This is a genomic window from Pseudomonas sp. FW305-96 (assembly GCF_058783825.1).
Genome location: NZ_JBYSYW010000013.1, coordinates 125,969 through 142,066, shown reverse-complemented (window position 1 = coordinate 142,066; position 16,098 = coordinate 125,969). Strand labels below are relative to the sequence as shown.

10 protein-coding genes are annotated in these 16,098 nt (G+C 65.6%); 3 read left to right on the top strand and 7 right to left on the bottom strand.

Annotated elements, in window-relative coordinates:
* On the top strand, positions 1 to 3,326 hold a 3,326-nt coding region (locus AC3WL2_RS12720), incomplete at its 5' end, for a non-ribosomal peptide synthetase (protein ID WP_146023157.1).
* Between the two features lie 15 nt (positions 3,327 to 3,341).
* Complete coding sequence (locus AC3WL2_RS12715; protein ID WP_492574580.1) at positions 3,342 to 7,490, top strand: amino acid adenylation domain-containing protein; 4,149 nt, start codon at positions 3,342 to 3,344, stop codon at positions 7,488 to 7,490.
* A 54-nt stretch (positions 7,491 to 7,544) separates the two neighbouring features.
* On the opposite strand, the gene AC3WL2_RS12710 is transcribed toward AC3WL2_RS12715, so the two are convergent.
* Together AC3WL2_RS12710 and AC3WL2_RS12705 are read right to left on the bottom strand one after the other, a co-directional pair.
* Positions 7,545 to 7,778, bottom strand: a complete 234-nt coding sequence (locus tag AC3WL2_RS12710; protein WP_028689390.1) for a hypothetical protein — start codon at positions 7,776 to 7,778, stop codon at positions 7,545 to 7,547.
* Positions 7,779 to 8,177: 399 nt separating this feature from the next.
* On the bottom strand, positions 8,178 to 8,957 hold the full coding sequence (locus AC3WL2_RS12705; RefSeq protein WP_102682364.1) for an RHS repeat-associated core domain-containing protein: 780 nt from the start codon (positions 8,955 to 8,957) through the stop codon (positions 8,178 to 8,180).
* A 292-nt stretch (positions 8,958 to 9,249) separates the two neighbouring features.
* Between AC3WL2_RS12705 and AC3WL2_RS12700 the strand changes: the two genes are divergently transcribed.
* The gene (locus AC3WL2_RS12700; protein WP_102682365.1) at positions 9,250 to 11,430 is read left to right on the top strand and encodes an ATP-binding protein; all 2,181 of its coding nucleotides are present in this window, start codon (positions 9,250 to 9,252) and stop codon (positions 11,428 to 11,430) included.
* A 46-nt stretch (positions 11,431 to 11,476) separates the two neighbouring features.
* Here the strand turns inward: AC3WL2_RS12700 and AC3WL2_RS12695 are convergent, their stop codons facing one another.
* The 5 genes from AC3WL2_RS12695 to AC3WL2_RS12675 all read right to left on the bottom strand — a co-directional run bounded on the left by AC3WL2_RS12695 (position 11,477) and on the right by AC3WL2_RS12675 (position 16,088).
* Positions 11,477 to 13,657, bottom strand: a complete 2,181-nt coding sequence (locus AC3WL2_RS12695) for an ATP-binding protein (RefSeq protein WP_102682366.1) — start codon at positions 13,655 to 13,657, stop codon at positions 11,477 to 11,479.
* Positions 13,658 to 13,739: 82 nt separating this feature from the next.
* A complete protein-coding gene (locus AC3WL2_RS12690) occupies positions 13,740 to 14,303 on the bottom strand; it encodes an NUDIX hydrolase (RefSeq protein WP_102682367.1) in 564 nt (187 codons plus the stop codon).
* A 2-nt stretch (positions 14,304 to 14,305) separates the two neighbouring features.
* A complete protein-coding gene (locus AC3WL2_RS12685) occupies positions 14,306 to 15,058 on the bottom strand; it encodes a GntR family transcriptional regulator (RefSeq protein WP_102682368.1) in 753 nt (250 codons plus the stop codon).
* Between the two features lie 88 nt (positions 15,059 to 15,146).
* Positions 15,147 to 15,536 (bottom strand): carboxymuconolactone decarboxylase family protein, encoded by a 390-nt coding sequence (locus AC3WL2_RS12680; RefSeq protein ID WP_102682369.1) that lies wholly within the window; start codon positions 15,534 to 15,536, stop codon positions 15,147 to 15,149.
* Positions 15,537 to 15,602: 66 nt separating this feature from the next.
* Positions 15,603 to 16,088, bottom strand: coding sequence for a flavin reductase family protein (locus AC3WL2_RS12675; RefSeq protein WP_102682370.1), 486 nt, complete (start codon positions 16,086 to 16,088; stop codon positions 15,603 to 15,605).
* Between the last annotated feature and the right edge of the window lie 10 nt (positions 16,089 to 16,098).

Sequence of the window (16,098 nt, the reverse complement as noted above, 5' to 3'; positions counted from 1 at the left end):
AGCGCCTGAATGTGGAAGTGTCGCTGCGCAGCCTGTTCGAATCCGCCGACCTGCAAGCCTTCGCCCAGGCCGCCGGCCAAGGTGCGGCCAGCCAGGCGCCGGCGTTCAGCGTCGTGGACCGCAACCAGCCGCTGGCCTTGTCCTACGCCCAGCAACGCCAGTGGTTCCTCTGGCAGCTGGAACCGGGCAGTGCCGCCTACAACATCCCGTCGGCCCTGCGCTTGAAGGGCGAGCTGGATATCGAGGCACTGCGCAGCAGCTTCACCGCGCTGGTCGCCCGCCACGAAACCCTGCGCACCACCTTCCGCCAGCAGGGCGACAGTGCCGAGCAGGTGGTGCATGCGCGTCTGCAAACGCCGCTGGACATCACCACGGCGGCCCTGGACGAAGCCGGCGTGCAGGCCTGGGTCGAGACCCAGGTGCGCCAGCCGTTCGACCTGGAACACGGCCCGTTGCTGCGCGCCCGCCTGCTGCGCCTGGGCGCCGACGAGCATGTGCTGGTACTGGTGCTGCACCATATCGTTGCTGACGGCTGGTCGATGCCGATCCTGGTCGACGAACTGGTGCGCGGCTATGAAAGCCACCTGCAAGGCCAGGCCCCGCAACTGCCGGCGCTGGCCTTCCAGTACGCCGACTACGCGGCCTGGCAGCGTCAGTGGATGGAAGCCGGCGAACAACAGCGCCAGCTCGACTATTGGCAGGCGCGCCTGGGCAGCACCCAGCCGATCCTCGAACTGGCCACCGATCGCCCGCGCCCTGTGGTGCAGCAGTATGAGGGTGCGCGCCTGCCGGTGTACCTCGAGCCAAGCCTGGTTGCCCAGCTCAAGACGCTGGCCGGGCAGCATGACGTGACCCTGTTCATGCTCCTGCTGGCCTCGTTCCAGGCCTTGCTGCATCGCCACAGCGGCCAGTCGGACATCCGTGTCGGCGTGCCGGTGGCCAACCGCACCCGGGCCGAGACCGAAGGCCTGATCGGCTTCTTCGTCAACACCCAGGTGCTGGATGCGCGCTTCCAGCCGCAGATTCGTTTCGACGAACTGCTGCAACAGGTCAAGCACACCGCCCTGGGTGCCCAGGCGCATCAGGAGCTGCCCTTCGAGCAATTGGTCGAAGCCTTGCAGCCCGAGCGCAGCCTGAGCCACAGCCCGCTGTTCCAGGTGATGTTCAACCACCAGACCCAGGTGCTGGGTGAATCCCGCGTACTTGCGGGCCTCAGCCTGCAGGGGCTGGTGTCGGACAAGCAGACCGCACAGTTCGACCTGACCCTGGACACTGCCGAACACGAAGGCGGCCTGAGCGCGACCCTGACCTACGCTACCAGCCTGTTCGAGCCGGCGACCGTGGCGCGCATGGCCGAGCACTGGCGCAACCTGTTGCAGGGCATCTGCCAGGACGCCGGGCAGCGCGTCGCCGAACTGCCGTTGCTGAGCCGCGAGGAGCGCGAGCGCACCCTGTACGCCTGGAACGACAGCGCCGCCGACTACCCGCGCGGGCAGACCGTCCAGCAGCTGATCGAGGCACAGGCTGCCCGCACGCCGCAGGCCGTCGCCGCAGTGCTGGGCGAGCAGTCGCTGAGCTACGCGCAACTGAACCAGCGCGCCAACGCCCTGGCCCACCACCTGCGCAGCCTGGGCGTCGGCCCCGATGTGCTGGTGGGGATCGCGGTGGAGCGCAGCCTGGACATGCTCGTCGGCCTGCTGGCGGTGCTCAAGGCCGGCGGCGCCTATGTGCCGCTGGATCCGCAGTTCCCCGAGGACCGCCTGGCCTACATGATGGAGGACAGCGGCATCGCGCTGCTGCTGACCCAGTCCAGCCTGGTGCAACGCCTGCCGATCCCGCCGCAGGTGCGCAGCCTGTGCCTCGACCAGGCGCTGCCGGGCGAGTACAGCCAGGACAATCCGCGCCCGCTGGCACACCCGGAAAACCTTGCCTATGTGATCTACACCTCCGGTTCCACCGGCAAGCCCAAGGGCGTGACCATCCGCCACGATGCGCTGGTCAACTTCCTCTGCAGCATGGCGCGCCAGCCGGGTATCGATGCTCATGACAAGGTGCTGTCGCTGACCTCGCTGTCGTTCGATATCGCGGGCCTCGAGCTGTACCTGCCGTTGTTGCGCGGTGCCTGCGTGGTGTTGCTGGGCGAGCAGGTGAACAAGGACCCGCAGGCGTTGCTGGCGGTGATCCAGGCCCAGGCAGTCAGCGTCGTCCAGGCCACCCCGTCGACCTGGCGCATGCTGCTGGACGCCGCCGCGCCCGGAGCCTTCGCCGGCAAGAAGGTACTGTGCGGCGGCGAGGCGCTGAGCGCCGAGCTGGCCCAGCGCCTGATCGCCCAGGCCGGGCATGTGTGGAACGTCTATGGCCCGACCGAGACCACCATCTGGTCGGCCTGTCATTACCTGACCGACAGCGACGACGTGTGGCTGGGGCGGCCGTTGGCCAACACCCGCCTGCACGTGGTCAGCGACGAGCTCGACGTGCTGCCGCAAGGCGCGCGTGGCGAGTTGCTGATCGGCGGCGACGGCCTGGCGCGGGGCTACCACAACCGCCCGGGCCTGACCGCCGAGCGTTTCGTCCCGGACCCGTTCGCCAGCGAGCCGGGCGCGCGCCTGTACCGCACCGGCGACCTGACCCGCTACCGCGAGGACGGGGTGATCGAGTACGTCGGGCGTCTGGACCACCAGGTGAAGATCCGTGGCTTCCGTATCGAACTGGGCGAAATCGAGGAGCGCCTGTTGTTGCACCCGGCGATCCGCGAGGCCGCGGTGATCGATATCGATGGCCCGGCCGGCAAGCAGCTGGCCGCCTACCTGGTGCTGCACGATGCGCAGCAAAGCGTGGAAGCGCTGCGCGGCGAGCTACGTGCGCACCTGAAGGCCGGCCTGCCGGACTACATGGTGCCGAGCCATCTGGTCGGCCTGACGCGCATGCCGCAGACCCCCAACGGCAAGCTCGACCGCAAGGCCCTGCCGCTGCCAGATGCCAGCCAGTTGCAGGCAGCCCACGTGGCACCGGTCACGGAGCTGGAGCGCAAGCTGGCGGCGATCTGGGCCGAGGTGCTGCAGGTCGAGCGGGTGGGCCTGCAGGACAACTTCTTCGACCTCGGCGGGCACTCGCTGCTGATCGTCCAGGTGATCGGCCGGGTGCGCGAGCAACTGGGCGTCGACCTGAGCCTCAACGAGCTGTTCGAGCAGGCCACGCTGGCCGACTTCAGCCAGGTGGTGGAGCGCAAGTCGGGGCAGGTCGCCAACGCCCATGACGAGCTGACTAAATCCTTGGAGGCCTTGAAACGTCTTACTGCACAGGAAATAGATAATCTGATCGCTTAGCGGGAGACATTCAAAGTGCAAGAGCTGCTCGACTCCGTAAAGTCGCTGTCCACCAGGGAGCGCAAGGCATTGGCAGCCTTGCTCAAGCGCCAGGGTGTCAACCTCTACGGGGTCACCCCGATCTTCAGAAGGGACTCGGCGGACGGGGCAGCGCTTTCCTATGCACAGCAGCGCCAGTGGTTCCTCTGGCAGCTCGACCCGCACAGCGCCGCCTACAACATCCCGGCGGCGCTGCGGCTCAAGGGCGCGCTGGATGTCGAGGCGTTGCAGCACAGCTTCGACAGCCTGGTGGCGCGCCACGAAACCCTGCGCACCACCTTCCGCCAGGAAGGTGACGGCGCGCTGCAGATCGTCCATCCGCCAATGCCTGTGGCGCTGGCGGAGGAGCCCTTCGTGCCTGAGGACTCGACGGATTTGCAGGCAGCCATCCGCGCGCGCGTGGAGGCCGAGGTGCAGCAGCCGTTCGACCTGGAGCATGGTCCGTTGCTGCGGGTCAGGCTGCTGGTGCTGGGGCCTGAAGAGCATGTGCTGATCCTGACTGTGCACCATATCGTTTCCGATGGCTGGTCCACGCCGATCCTGGTGGACGAGCTGATCCGCCTGTACGAGGGCTTGCGCCTGGGTTCGCCGGTGACCCTGGCCGAGCTGCCGATCCAGTACGCCGACTACGCCCTGTGGCAGCGCGACTGGATGGAGGCGGGCGAGCAGGAACGCCAGCTCGGTTATTGGCGCGAGCAACTGGCGGGCGAGCAGCCGCTGCTGGAGCTGCCTGTCGACCGCCCGCGGCCGTCGGTGCAGAACTTCCAGGGCGCACGCCTGGCCATCGATATCGATGCCTCCCTGGCGCAGGGGCTCAAGGCCCTGGCGCGCCAGCAGGGGGTGACCCTGTTCATGCTGTTGCTGGCCTCCTTCCAGACCCTGCTGCACCGCTACAGCGGGCAAGCCGACATCCGTGTCGGCGTGCCGGTGGCCAACCGTACCCGCGCCGAAACCCAGGGGCTGATCGGCTTCTTCGTCAACACCCAGGTGCTCAAGGCCGAGTTCGCGCCGCAGACCACCTTCGCCGCGTTGCTGCAGCAGGTGCGTGAAACCTCGCTGCAGGCCCAGGCGCATCAGGACCTGCCGTTCGAGCAACTGGTCGAGGCGCTGCAACCCGAACGCAGCATGAGCCACAACCCGTTGTTCCAGGTGTTGTTCAACCACCAGGCCGAAAGCCCGGGCATGGTCCGTGAGCTGGGCGGGTTGCAGGTCGAGGGATTGAGCTGGGAAGGGCAGACCACCCAGTTCGACCTGATCCTCAACACGGCCGAGCACGAGGGTGGGCTGATTGCGGCGTTCACCTACGCCACCTCGCTGTTCGATGCGGCCACGGTCGAGCGCATCGGCCGGCATTGGCGCAACCTGCTGCAGGGCATCTGCGCGGATCACGCCCAGCGCGTGGCACAGTTGCCGTTGCTCGATGCGGCTGAGCTGGGGGCGTGGACGGCCGATGTGCAGCGCTACCCAAGCTCCGAGTGCGCTCACGCGCTGATCGAGCAGCAGGCGGCGCGCACGCCTGAAGCGATCGCTGTGACCTTCGCCGGGCAGGCGTTGAGCTATGACCAGCTCAACCGCCGCGCCAACCGCCTGGCGCACAAGCTGCGCGCGCAGGGTGTGGGGCCGGATGTGCTGGTGGGCATCGCGGTGGAGCGTGGTTTCGAAATGATCGTCGGCTTGCTGGCGATTCTCAAGGCCGGGGGCGCCTATGTGCCGCTGGACCCGGAATACCCGCAGGATCGCCTGAGCTACATGATGGAAGACAGCGGCATTCAGTTGCTGCTGACTCAAGGCCATTTGCTGGCCGGGCTGCCGGTGCCAGCGCAGGTGAGCAGTCTGTCTCTCGAAGATGATCTGACTGGCTACAGTGACGAGAATCCGGAGCACCTGACCCAGCCGGATAACCTGGCCTATGTGATCTACACCTCGGGCTCGACCGGCAAGCCGAAAGGCACCTTGCTGCCGCACCACAACCTGCTGCGCCTGTTCAAGGCCACCGATGCCTGGTTCGGCTTCGGCCCGCAGGATGTGTGGACGCTGTTCCACTCGTACGCCTTCGACTTCTCGGTGTGGGAGATCTTCGGTGCGCTGCTGCATGGCGGCCGCCTGGTGATCGTCCCGCGTGAAACCACCCGTTCGCCGGAAGACTTCCACCAGTTGCTGGTGGAGCAGGGCGTGACCGTGCTGAACCAGACCCCATCGGCGTTCAAACCGCTGATGCGCGTGGCCTGTGACAGTGCATCCGACCTTTCGCTGCGCTACGTGATCTTCGGCGGCGAAGCCCTGGATGTGGCTGCACTGCAACCGTGGTTCGAGCGCTTCGGCGAGGATTGCGACAACCTGATCAACATGTACGGCATCACCGAGACCACGGTGCATGTGACCTACCGGCCAATCCGCTTCGCCGACACGCAGCAGTCGGGCAGCCCGATCGGTACAGCGATTCCGGACCTGTCGATGTACGTGCTGGACGCCGACTTCAATCCGGTGGCCAAAGGCTGCACGGGTGAGCTGCATGTCGGCCACGCCGGCCTGGCGCGGGGTTACCACAACCGCGCCTCGCTGACCGCCGAGCGCTTCGTGCCGGACCCGTTCTCCAGTGAAGGCGGGCGCCTGTACCGCACCGGCGACCTGGCGCGTTACCGCGAACAGGGCGTGATCGAGTACGTGGGCCGGATCGACCACCAGGTGAAGATCCGCGGCTTCCGTATCGAACTGGGCGAGATCGAAGCACGCCTGCAAGAACATGCGGCGGTGCGTGAAGTGCTGGTGCTGGATATCGACGGGGCAGGGGGCAAGCAACTGGCCGCCTACCTGATCGCCCAGGATGCGAATGCAGACCACGCAACCCTGCGCGACACGCTGAAACAGCACCTGAAAGCCAACCTGCCGGACTACATGGTGCCGACGCACTTCCTGGTGCTGGACCAGTGGCCACTGACCGCCAACGGCAAGCTGGATCGTAAGGCCCTGCCCAAACCGGACGCCAGTCAGCTGCAACAGGGCTACGTGGCCCCACGCACGGCGCTGGAACAGCAACTGGCGGCGATCTGGGCCGAGGTGCTCAATGTCGAGCAAGTCGGCCTGCACGACAACTTCTTCGAACTCGGCGGCCACTCGTTGCTGGTGATCACCCTGGTGAACAAGGTGCGCGAAGCCTTCGCCATCAACATCAGCCTGCATGAGTTCATGCTGATGGCCAGCTTCGAGGAACTGGCCAACTTCATCGGTGGCGGCAAGGATCGCCTGAAATCGCCGGTGATCAACCTCAACGGCTGCCAGCGCCAGCGCCCGGCGCTGTTCTGCCTGCCGCCAGGTGGCGGCGGTGCCTACGCCTACTACCCGCTGGCCAGCCGCCTGGCCGATGAGCGCCCGGTGTATGGCCTGGTCAACCGCTGCTATGCCGAGCCGGGCTGGGTGGACGAATCCTGGGCGGCGATGGTCGGCTATTACGTCGAGCAGATCCGCCGTACCCAGGCCAGCGGCCCGTACCATCTGCTGGGTTGGTCCATGGGTGGCGCGCTGGCGCTGGAGGTGGCTTACGCCCTGGAGCAGGCCGGCCAGCAGGTCGGTTTCGTCGGCCTGGTCGACACCCTGCTGCCGCAGGAGGTATCCGGTCTCGACGCCGAGCCCGTCGAGGTGGTGCAGGTGGCGCGGGCGGACGAAAGCCTGCTGCGTGGCCTGCTGGCCTTTGCGCCGGGCGTCGGCGAGGCGCGGATCGCTGGCTTCATCGACGAGGCCGAGCGTCTGCCGGCCGAGGTCGACAGGACCGAGTGGGTCATCGAGCAGGTGGCCGCCGCCGGTAATGTCAGCGCCGAACGCCTGCGCAGCATCCACGAGGATGTGCACTTGCAGCGGGAGATCGTCGATGGTTTCGCCGTGCTCGACCGCAACGCCGAACTGAGCCAGGCATTCCGCCTGCGCCCGCTGGCGGTCCAGGTGGACTGCTGGTGGGCCAGTGAAAGCCGCAGTGCCGAGCGGGTACGCCTGGGCGAGGCGGGGCTGCTGGCCCAGGCTTCGGTCAATGGCCTGGCCAGTTCGACGGTGATCGCCGATGGGCATGAGGGTGTGATCAACGCCGTCGAGTTCACCGACGGGCTGTTGCAGCGGCTTGTCGACAAGGCGTAAGGGTTGCTGTTGCAGCAAGCCGGGACCGCACTGTGGTCCCGGCATTGCTGCCCATCAAACCGTGCGCAAGCGCGCCTTCTCCACCTGTTGCATCTCCACCCCATCGAGCAATGCCTCGACCACCGCCTTGGCCGCATCCAGCCCATGATCATTGCCCAGCAACAGGTCATGGCAGGTGCCGGTCGCCAGTTCCATCGCCTTGAGGTTGGTGGCGAACGCGCCCTTTAGCAGGGTGGACAGGTGCACCAGCGCATCTTCGAAGTCCACGCCTTCGCGCACGGCGAACAGGGAAGGGTGGCTGCATTCGCAGTTGCCGAAGCTGGAGTGCGCCGTGGTGGCGCGGGACGGGGGATCAGGTAAGCCTTTTGTCATTGTGTCGCTCCTTGATTCAATGGAGCCGCCACAGATCGCTACCAAACGAAGTGGTGACGGCTGTACGCAGGTTGGTAGACCGGGAATCAAGGAAACCGGCGCGCACGAGTGCGCCCTACGCACAGCCGCCATAAAACGAAACAGCGGGCACAAAAAAGCGCCGACTCTATCGCAATGGGGGCGCTTGTGCGCCTTGATTGATCGCGGGCTACCAAACCCGGCTGCTGGACTTACAGCAGCGCGCAAAGGTTACCGGGGCAGGTCGGGGGTTTCAAGGATGGAAATGTAAGCAAGTGATAGATTTACTGACGTCGTTTAATCTGGCCAACTGGTATCTCGAAGTTGATCCATCTTTTGTGCAAGATAGTTTACGAGTGCTTCCTTGCCTTTGGAGTAGTCGTCGACATGTTCTCGCATAGCCGCTGCGTTTGCCGCAACAGGAGCGGCGCCATAGCTAAGGCTCGCATCGACTGCTCTTTGGCCCTGACGGACGATGTCTTCCAAGAGATCACGATTATCAAAAGTGATACCAAAATCAGGCAGAGTGAAACTGGCGCTGTTACCTGCGATGCGATCAGGATTGGGTAGGGTAAGGGCGGCGAACAGTGCGTTCTGCGTGGTGACCTCGCTGATGAGGTCCGAATGGCCTGGGTAACGTAATTTAAGTGTGTCCATATCAATGTGATGAACGGACCCGATACGCTCGGCTTGAATTCTCTTGGGCAGGTCACTGAGCTGACCTAAGTCAACAGCGCGGCGTTGGTGAACCTGTTTAAAGGTTCCTCGAGGATCGGCATGATTTATTGGGTCTGCGGAACAATATCCGTAGCTATTGATGCCCCCGTCAGCAAAAGGACTCAGTCTGTCCGGTGAGCAGAACCTCATCAGTACCGGGCTATAGGTGCGATATCCGTTGCCCAGCGGGTAGCAGCCTGTCCACGGGTCTCGAATCACGCCATTGAATCCCAGTTGTGAACCAGTTGCGTCGCGAGTTGGATCGTATCCATAGGCCGAATAGGCAAACTCACGGCTTGATCCTCGTAACACCGAGCGTGCCAGGTCGCTCGCCAACAAAGCGGTCGAGGATTTGCTCATGGGTGCGCGTACTGTTCAGACATGATCGTTCCACGTTAACGTGCGCCCCTGGCCAGTGAAACTGGCAAAAATGCCAGGTATGGCGCTACCCCCAAAAGGATTTGATATGCCCGAACCCTCCAACCTGTTGGCCTTCGCCCTGATCAGCCTGAGCATGGTGCTGGCCGCCCTGGCCGTGCGCATGCTGGCCGAAGGGCGCCGTTGATCACGTCCGGCGATCCGATGGAACGTTTTGCCAACGGGCGGTTTCCTACCCTCATAGGAAAGATCACGTGCCCGGGACTACCGAGACATGAAAGCTCGCCAGGAGAGCAAGAAGGCCAACCTGCAACCATTGCCGGCATTCATGGGCGGCGGTGGCGAGGTCAGCTGCCTGTTGCAGGCGATGGACTGGCGGCACTCGCCGCTGGGTGCGCCGGACCAATGGTCGCCGGCATTGCAGGCGATGGTGGCCATGCTCCTGCCTGCCCAGGCGCAGATCGTGTTGTTCTGGGGCCCGCTATACATCGCGCTGTACAACGATGCGTATTGGCCGACCATCGGTGACAAGCATCCCGGCGCGCTGGGGCAACCCGCCAAGGCGCACTGGAGCGAGCTCTGGGACGACCTCGAGCCTTTGCTGCGCGGGGTGCGTGAAACCGGCGTGACATTCTCTGCCAGGGATCGGCCGTTCTACATCGTGCGCCACGGGCCAGGCGAAACGGCGTACTTCGATGTCTCCTATTCCGCGGTGCGTGAAGTTGACGGTTCCGTGGGGGGCGTGCTGTGCATTGTCACCGAAACCTCGGAGCGGGTGCATTTCCAGCAGCGCCAGGCATTTCTCCAGGAACTGCGCCAGGCCTTGCCCGGCCTGGGCCAGGCCGAGCGCATCGAAGCCCACGCGGTGCGCCGCCTGGCCAAGGAATTGGGCGCGGCGCGGGTCTGCTTTGGTGAGGACTTGGGCGATGGGCGCCGTTATCGGGTCGCCCAGGAGTGCGCCGCGCAGGTGCCGCCGATCACCGGCCTCAACCAGTACGCGGCCTTGGACCCGGCACTGCGCGAGGCGCTGCTCGCCGGCCAGGTGGTGCAGCGTAACTATGCGGCGAACAACATGGCGCCGGCGGGCTTCAAGGGCCTGTGCGCCACGCTGCATGCCCCGGTGCTGCGTGCCGAGCGCCTGGAGGCGATGCTCGCGGTGCATTTCCACACGCCCCACGCGTGGACCACCAGCGAATGCCTGCTGGTCGAAGAGGCCGCCGGCCAAGTGTGGGCGGCGATCACCCATGCCCGTTCCGAGCGCGCCTTGCATGTGCTCAATGAAAACCTCGAGGAGCGGGTGGCGAACATGCTGACCCATCGCGAAGCCTCGTTGGTGCAGCTGCACGAGGCACGCAAGATGGAGATGATCGGCCAGCTGACCGGTGGCATCGCCCATGACCTCAACAATATGCTCACGCCGATCATTGCTTCCCTGGAATTGCTGCGCCGCCACCCCCAGCCGGAACGGGCCGAACGCCTGATCGACGGCGGCCTGCAGGCGGCGGAGCGGGCGCGCAACCTGGTCGGGCGCCTGCTCAGCTTCGCCCGGCGCCAGACCCTCAAGCCGGTTACGGTGTCACTGGCAGTGCTGGTGGAGGACATGCACGAACTGATGGCGCGCTCCCTGGGGCCGACCATCGCGCTGCAGGTCAATATCGACAAGGCTTTGCCAGGGGTTCTGGTGGACCCGCACCAGTTGGAGCTGGCCCTGCTGAACCTGGTGGTCAATGCCCGTGACGCAATGAGCGAAGGCGGCCAGCTGACCATCCGCGCTGGCGCCGAGGAAGCCGGCATGCCCAGGCCGCCTGGGTTGCAGGGCGGGCAGCAGCTATGGCTGCAGGTCAGCGACACCGGTTGTGGCATGAGTGAAGAGGTATTGGCGCATTGCGTCGAGCCATTCTACTCGACCAAAGGGGTGGGCCGGGGCACTGGCCTGGGCCTGCCGATGGTGCAGGGGCTGGCGTTGCAGTCCGGTGGTGGCTTCGGTATTCATTCCCGGCCGGGCCAGGGGACCGAGGCGACCTTGTGGCTGCCGGCCAGTGAGAGCAGCGTGGCGGCGCGCATGACCGAGCCTGTCGAGGCGGTCCGTGCGCAACGGCCGACCCGGGTGTTGCTGGTGGATGACGAACCCCTGGTGCGCCAGGCAACGCTGATGCAGCTACAGGCGCTGGGGTATGAGGTGACAGAGGCCAGCGGGCCTGTCCAGGCCCTGGCGCTGCTGGAAAAGGGCCTGGTGCCCGACGTGTTGCTGACCGACCATGTGATGGCCGAGATGACCGGCGTGCGCTTCGCCCAGCAGGTGCGCGAGCAACTGACCCAGCTGCCGGTGCTGATCATCACCGGCTACACCAACCTCACACCGCGTGAACTGCATGGGTTCGGCGTGTTGCGCAAGCCGTTCCGCCAGGATGAGCTGGGGCGCAGCCTGACACGCTTGCTGGCGGCGCGGGGGTGATTCGACTGGGCAGGGCGTTTTGCCAATCGCCTGCCCAACGCGCCGCTCACTGCCTTCCCAGCACGTCCCCCAGCATCCGGCACACCTGCTCGGCCGAATAGGGCTTGGCCAGGAAGGCGAAGCCCTGGTGGCCACCTTCGGCAATCGCCTCGCTGTAGCCGGAGGTCAGGATCACCGGCAGATGGGGTTGGCTGCGCCGCAGCTCCCTGGCCAGGGCCAGGCCGCCCATGCCAGGCATCACCACGTCGGAAAACACCGCGTCGAATCCGCCTTGTGTCGAAGCGATCTGCTTCAGCGCATCCTCTGCCGAGATCGCCCAACTGATTCGGTAGCCATGATCGCGCAGGATCTGCGCGGTAAAACTGCCGACATCGGGGTTGTCCTCGACCACCAGGATATGTCGGCGCTCGCCATTGGGCGCCAGCGTCGGCAAAGCGGTGCTGACTTCGGCATCGGCCTGGGCCACCTGGGGCAGGTACAGGGTGAAGGTGGTGCCCAGGCCTTCGCGGCTGCTGACCTGGACATCGCCCCCCGACTGTTTGACGAAGCCGAACACCTGCGACAAGCCGAGCCCGGTGCCCTGGCCGGCGGCCTTCGTGGTGAAGAACGGGTCGAAGATGCGCTCCAGCAGGTGCGGGGCAATGCCCACGCCGCTGTCGACCACCGAGATGGCAGCGAATGGCCCGGCCTGGGGGGCCTGGCCACGCAGCGCCGGCAGCTGCTGGTTGGCTTCCAGGCGCAGGCGCAAGGTGCCCGCGCCGGCCATGGCGTCGCGGCCGTTGATCATCAGGTTGATCACCGCGGTTTCCAGTTGGCCGAGGTCTGCGTGCACGTGGCAGGGCGTGTCGGGCAGTTCCAGGCTCACCTGGATGCGCGCGCCGGTGGCGGTATCGAGCATTTCGGCCATCGCCTCGAGCCTGGGGCCGGCGTCGAATACCTGTGGGCTGAGCGCCTGGCGGCGGGCGAAGGCGAGCAGTTGCCCGGTCAGCTTGGCGCCGCGGTCGACGGTGTCGGACACGGTCTTGAGATAGCGGCTGCGCCGGTTCTCGTCGAGGTCCGGGCGCTGCAGGAAGTGGATGGAGGAGCGGATGATGGTCAGCAGGTTGTTGAAGTCATGGGCCACGCCCCCCGTGAGCTGGCCGATGGCCTCGAGCTTCTGGGTCTGGCGCAGGACAGCCTCGGTATGCAGCAACTGGCTGGTGCGCTCTTCCACGCGTTGTTCGAGGGTGGTATTGAGGGCCTCCAGGGCGGTCAGTGCCTCGCGCACCTCGGCGTTGGCCTGGACCCGCTGGATATGCGCCCAGCAGCGTTCGGTCACTTCGCCGATCAAGGTCTGTTCGTAATCGGTCCAGGCCCTGGGCTGCTTGTCGTGGATGGCCATCAGCGCGGTCAGGCGGCCCTCCTTGATCAACGGCATGCAGATGGTCGCGGTGATGCCGATGGCCTGGAAGGTCGCCGACTCGGGTGCCGGCAACTGGCTGAGATTGTCATCGATCACCAGCGCCAGGCCTGCGCGCAGGCGGCTGACGGCCAGCGCGCCGAAGTCGGCCAGGCGGTACTGGCCGATCAGCCGTGGCGAGCCCGGTGCGACCCAGTCGCCGCAAATGGTGAAGCCGTCCTCGTCGGGCGCCATCACCGCATAGGCGCAGCTGGACAACTGCAGGTGCTCGCCAAGCAGGTGAGTGGTGGTGGCCATGATCCGTTCCGGATCGGTGGCATTGGCGGCAGCCCGGCCGAGGCTGTCGAGGAAGTTCAGACGGCGGTTGGCGACCACGCTCGCGGTGGTTTCGGTGACCGTGTCGAGCATGCCCACTACCTTGCCGTCGTGGTCGCGCACCGGGCTGTAACAGAAGGTGAAATAGGCGCGCTCCGGGCTGCCATGACGCTCGATCATCAGCGGGAAGTCCTCGATGTACACCGCCTCGCCGGCGAGCGCGCGCTGGGCCAGGTGGCGAATATTGCTCCAGGCTTCCTGCCAGACATCGCTGAAGGGCCGGCCCAGGGCGGTCGGCTTGCCGCCCAGGATCTCGCTGAAGGCGTCGTTGTGCAGGGTGATCAAGGCATCGCCCCAGAGCACGGCCTGGGGAAAGCGCGAGGCCAGGCACAGGGCGACGCTGGTCTTGAGTACGTCGGGCCAGCTATCCAGCGGGCCGAGGGGCGTGGATGCCCAGTCGTGGTTGCGGATGCGCGCGGCCATCAGCCCGCCGCCGTCTAGCCATTTCGCCATGAACGTTTGCCGGTCCTTTTGCGTGGGACCATCAGGGTGCACCGAGACGCGACGCTTGGCGAGGGATTTGTGTGCGCCATCGTCAGCGGATGAAGTGCACCTTGCCGGTATCGTCGTTGCCCATGTAGATGCCGTACACGCCGGCCTGGCGCTCGAGGATGTAGCGCTCGAGGATCTGCCGGATCGCCGGGTAGTAGATTTCGTCCCAGGGGATCTGGTCCGGTTCGAAGAAACGATAGTCCAGGGTCTCGGGCCCGTATTCGCCGGTTTCCTCGGTGACCACGGCGCGGAAGATGATGTACACCTCGCTGATCCGCGGCACGCTGAAGATCGAGTAGGGCGAGATGATGTCGGCGCGCACGCCGCTCTCTTCCCACACCTCGCGCAGCGCCGCCTGTTCGGTGGTCTCGCCAGCTTCCATGAACCCGGCCGGCAGGGTCCAGGTGCCGGGGCGCGGCGGAATGGCGCGCTGGCACAGCAGGTACTTGCCGTCGCGCTCGATGATGCAGCCGGCGATGATCTTCGGGTTGATGTAGTGGATGTAGCCGCAACCGGCGCAGTGAAGACGTTCGTGGGTGTCGCCGTTGGGGACGCCCCGGGCCAGTTCCGTGGTGCAGTGCGGGCAGTAGCGCGGGGCGGTGGGCATGGTCAGCGGCCTATGCGAGGGTCCTTGAGGGGCAGGGGGGCGACGATATCGCGGACCTTGGCGTTGTCGTCCTGCTTCTGGCGCAGGTAGTCGAGGGCGACCTTGGCAGCGGCGCGCACATGGTCGACCGAGGCCTGGTGGGCGGCCTGGGGGTCGCCGCCCTTGATCGCCTCGACGATCTTTTCCATCTCGAGGTTGCTGGCGCCCCGGCGGTTTTCCTGGGACACCGAGGTGGCGCGCAGGTAGCTGATGCGCGCCTGCAGCTGGCGCAGCTGCTGGGCGGCGACCTGGTTGCCCGAGCCTTCGAGCAGCACGTCGTAGAAGCCTTGCACCGAGTCGAGCACCTGTTGCAGCTCACCGTCCTCCAGGGCCTCGCGGTTGACCTCCAGGGCGCGCTCCAGGGCACGGATGTCCTTGGCCTTGGCGTTGAGGGTGAACAGTTGCACGATAAGGCCTTCGAGCACGCAGCGCAGCTCATAGATGTCGCGGGCGTCCTCTAGTGTGATGATGGCCACCCGTGGTCCCTTGGCGTCGGCGAACTCCACCAGGCCTTCGGACTCCAGGTGACGCAGGGCTTCGCGCACCGAGGTGCGGCTGACGCCAAGGCGCTCGCAAAGGTCGCGTTCGACCAGACGGTCGCCCGGCAGCAGGTGGAAGTTCATGATCGCGCCGCGCAGTTTGTCGAGCACGATTTCACGCAGGGTGACGGGGTTGCGGTTGACCTTGAAGCTGTCGTCGAGGGGCTGGCGTTTCATCAGGGGCGCTCTTAATGCGGCTGTTGCGCCAACATCGCGGAATGCCTCGAACCCGGGCATTCCTTGCGGTGGTTCACACAGCCCGCTGTTAACGGGTTGCCTGCGCGTCGGCTTCGGCGAACGCCTCGCGGGCCAGGCGGAAACTGTCCACCGCCGCAGGTACGCCGCAGTAAATGCCGACTTGAAGCAGGATCTCGCGAATCTGTTCGCGGCTCAGGCCATTACGCAAGGCGCCGCGGATGTGCAGCTTGAGTTCGTGGGGCCGGTTGAGCGCGGAAATCATTGCCAAGTTTATCATGCTGCGCTCTTTGAGCGACAAGCCTTCGCGGCCCCACACGTGGCCCCAGCAGTATTCGGTGACCAGCTCCTGGAGTGGCTGGGTGAAGGCGTCGGCGTTCTCGATCGAGCGCTTGACGTATTCCTCGCCGAGCACCTGGGTGCGGATCTGCAGGCCTTTCTCGTACTTTTCGTTGTTCATGGCCAGGGTCCTGTGTGACTGAATGGAAAATGGGGGCTGGGGGCCGCAAAGCGGCCCCAGCGGATCTCAGCCCAGCGGCGGCAGCGCGCCGAGCTTGCCCTTGTGGTACACCATGGGCGTTACCGGCTGCTCGGGCAGCACCAGGTTCTTCACCTGGCCAACGATGATCGCGTGGTCGCCGCCATCGTATTCGCGCCACAGTTCGCACTCGATGATCGCCGTGGCCTTGGTCAGCAGCGGGTTGCCCAGTTCGCTCAACTGCCAGTCGATGCCCTTGGCCTTGTCCTTGCCCTTGCCGGCGAAGGCATAGGCCTCGGCGGTCTGGTCGGCGGACAGCAGGTGGATGGCGAACCGCTTGCTGTCGCGCAGGATCGGGTAGGTGTCGGAGGCGTAGTTGGGGCAGAAAAGCACCAGTGCCGGCTCGATCGACAGCGCGCTGAACGCGCTGGCGGTGATGCCGACGATGCCGCCGTCGGCGTCCAGGGTGGTGACCACGGTGACGCCGGACGGGAACGAGCCCATCACGTCTTTGTAGATGCCGGGTTCGATCATGGTGGGTTCT

What these genes read in the sequence shown, in the direction of transcription:
- AC3WL2_RS12705 (WP_102682364.1), bottom strand. Translation starts at nt 8,957, where the DNA reads ATGAGCAAATCCTCGACCGCTTTGTTGGCGAGCGACCTGGCACGCTCG.
- AC3WL2_RS12685 (WP_102682368.1), bottom strand. Translation starts at nt 15,058, where the DNA reads ATGAAACGCCAGCCCCTCGACGACAGCTTCAAGGTCAACCGCAACCCC.
- AC3WL2_RS12680 (WP_102682369.1), bottom strand. Translation starts at nt 15,536, where the DNA reads ATGAACAACGAAAAGTACGAGAAAGGCCTGCAGATCCGCACCCAGGTG.
- AC3WL2_RS12675 (WP_102682370.1), bottom strand. Translation starts at nt 16,088, where the DNA reads ATGATCGAACCCGGCATCTACAAAGACGTGATGGGCTCGTTCCCGTCC.
- AC3WL2_RS12695 (WP_102682366.1), bottom strand. Translation starts at nt 13,657, where the DNA reads ATGGCGAAATGGCTAGACGGCGGCGGGCTGATGGCCGCGCGCATCCGC.
- AC3WL2_RS12690 (WP_102682367.1), bottom strand. Translation starts at nt 14,303, where the DNA reads ATGCCCACCGCCCCGCGCTACTGCCCGCACTGCACCACGGAACTGGCC.
- AC3WL2_RS12700 (WP_102682365.1), top strand. Translation starts at nt 9,250, where the DNA reads ATGAAAGCTCGCCAGGAGAGCAAGAAGGCCAACCTGCAACCATTGCCG.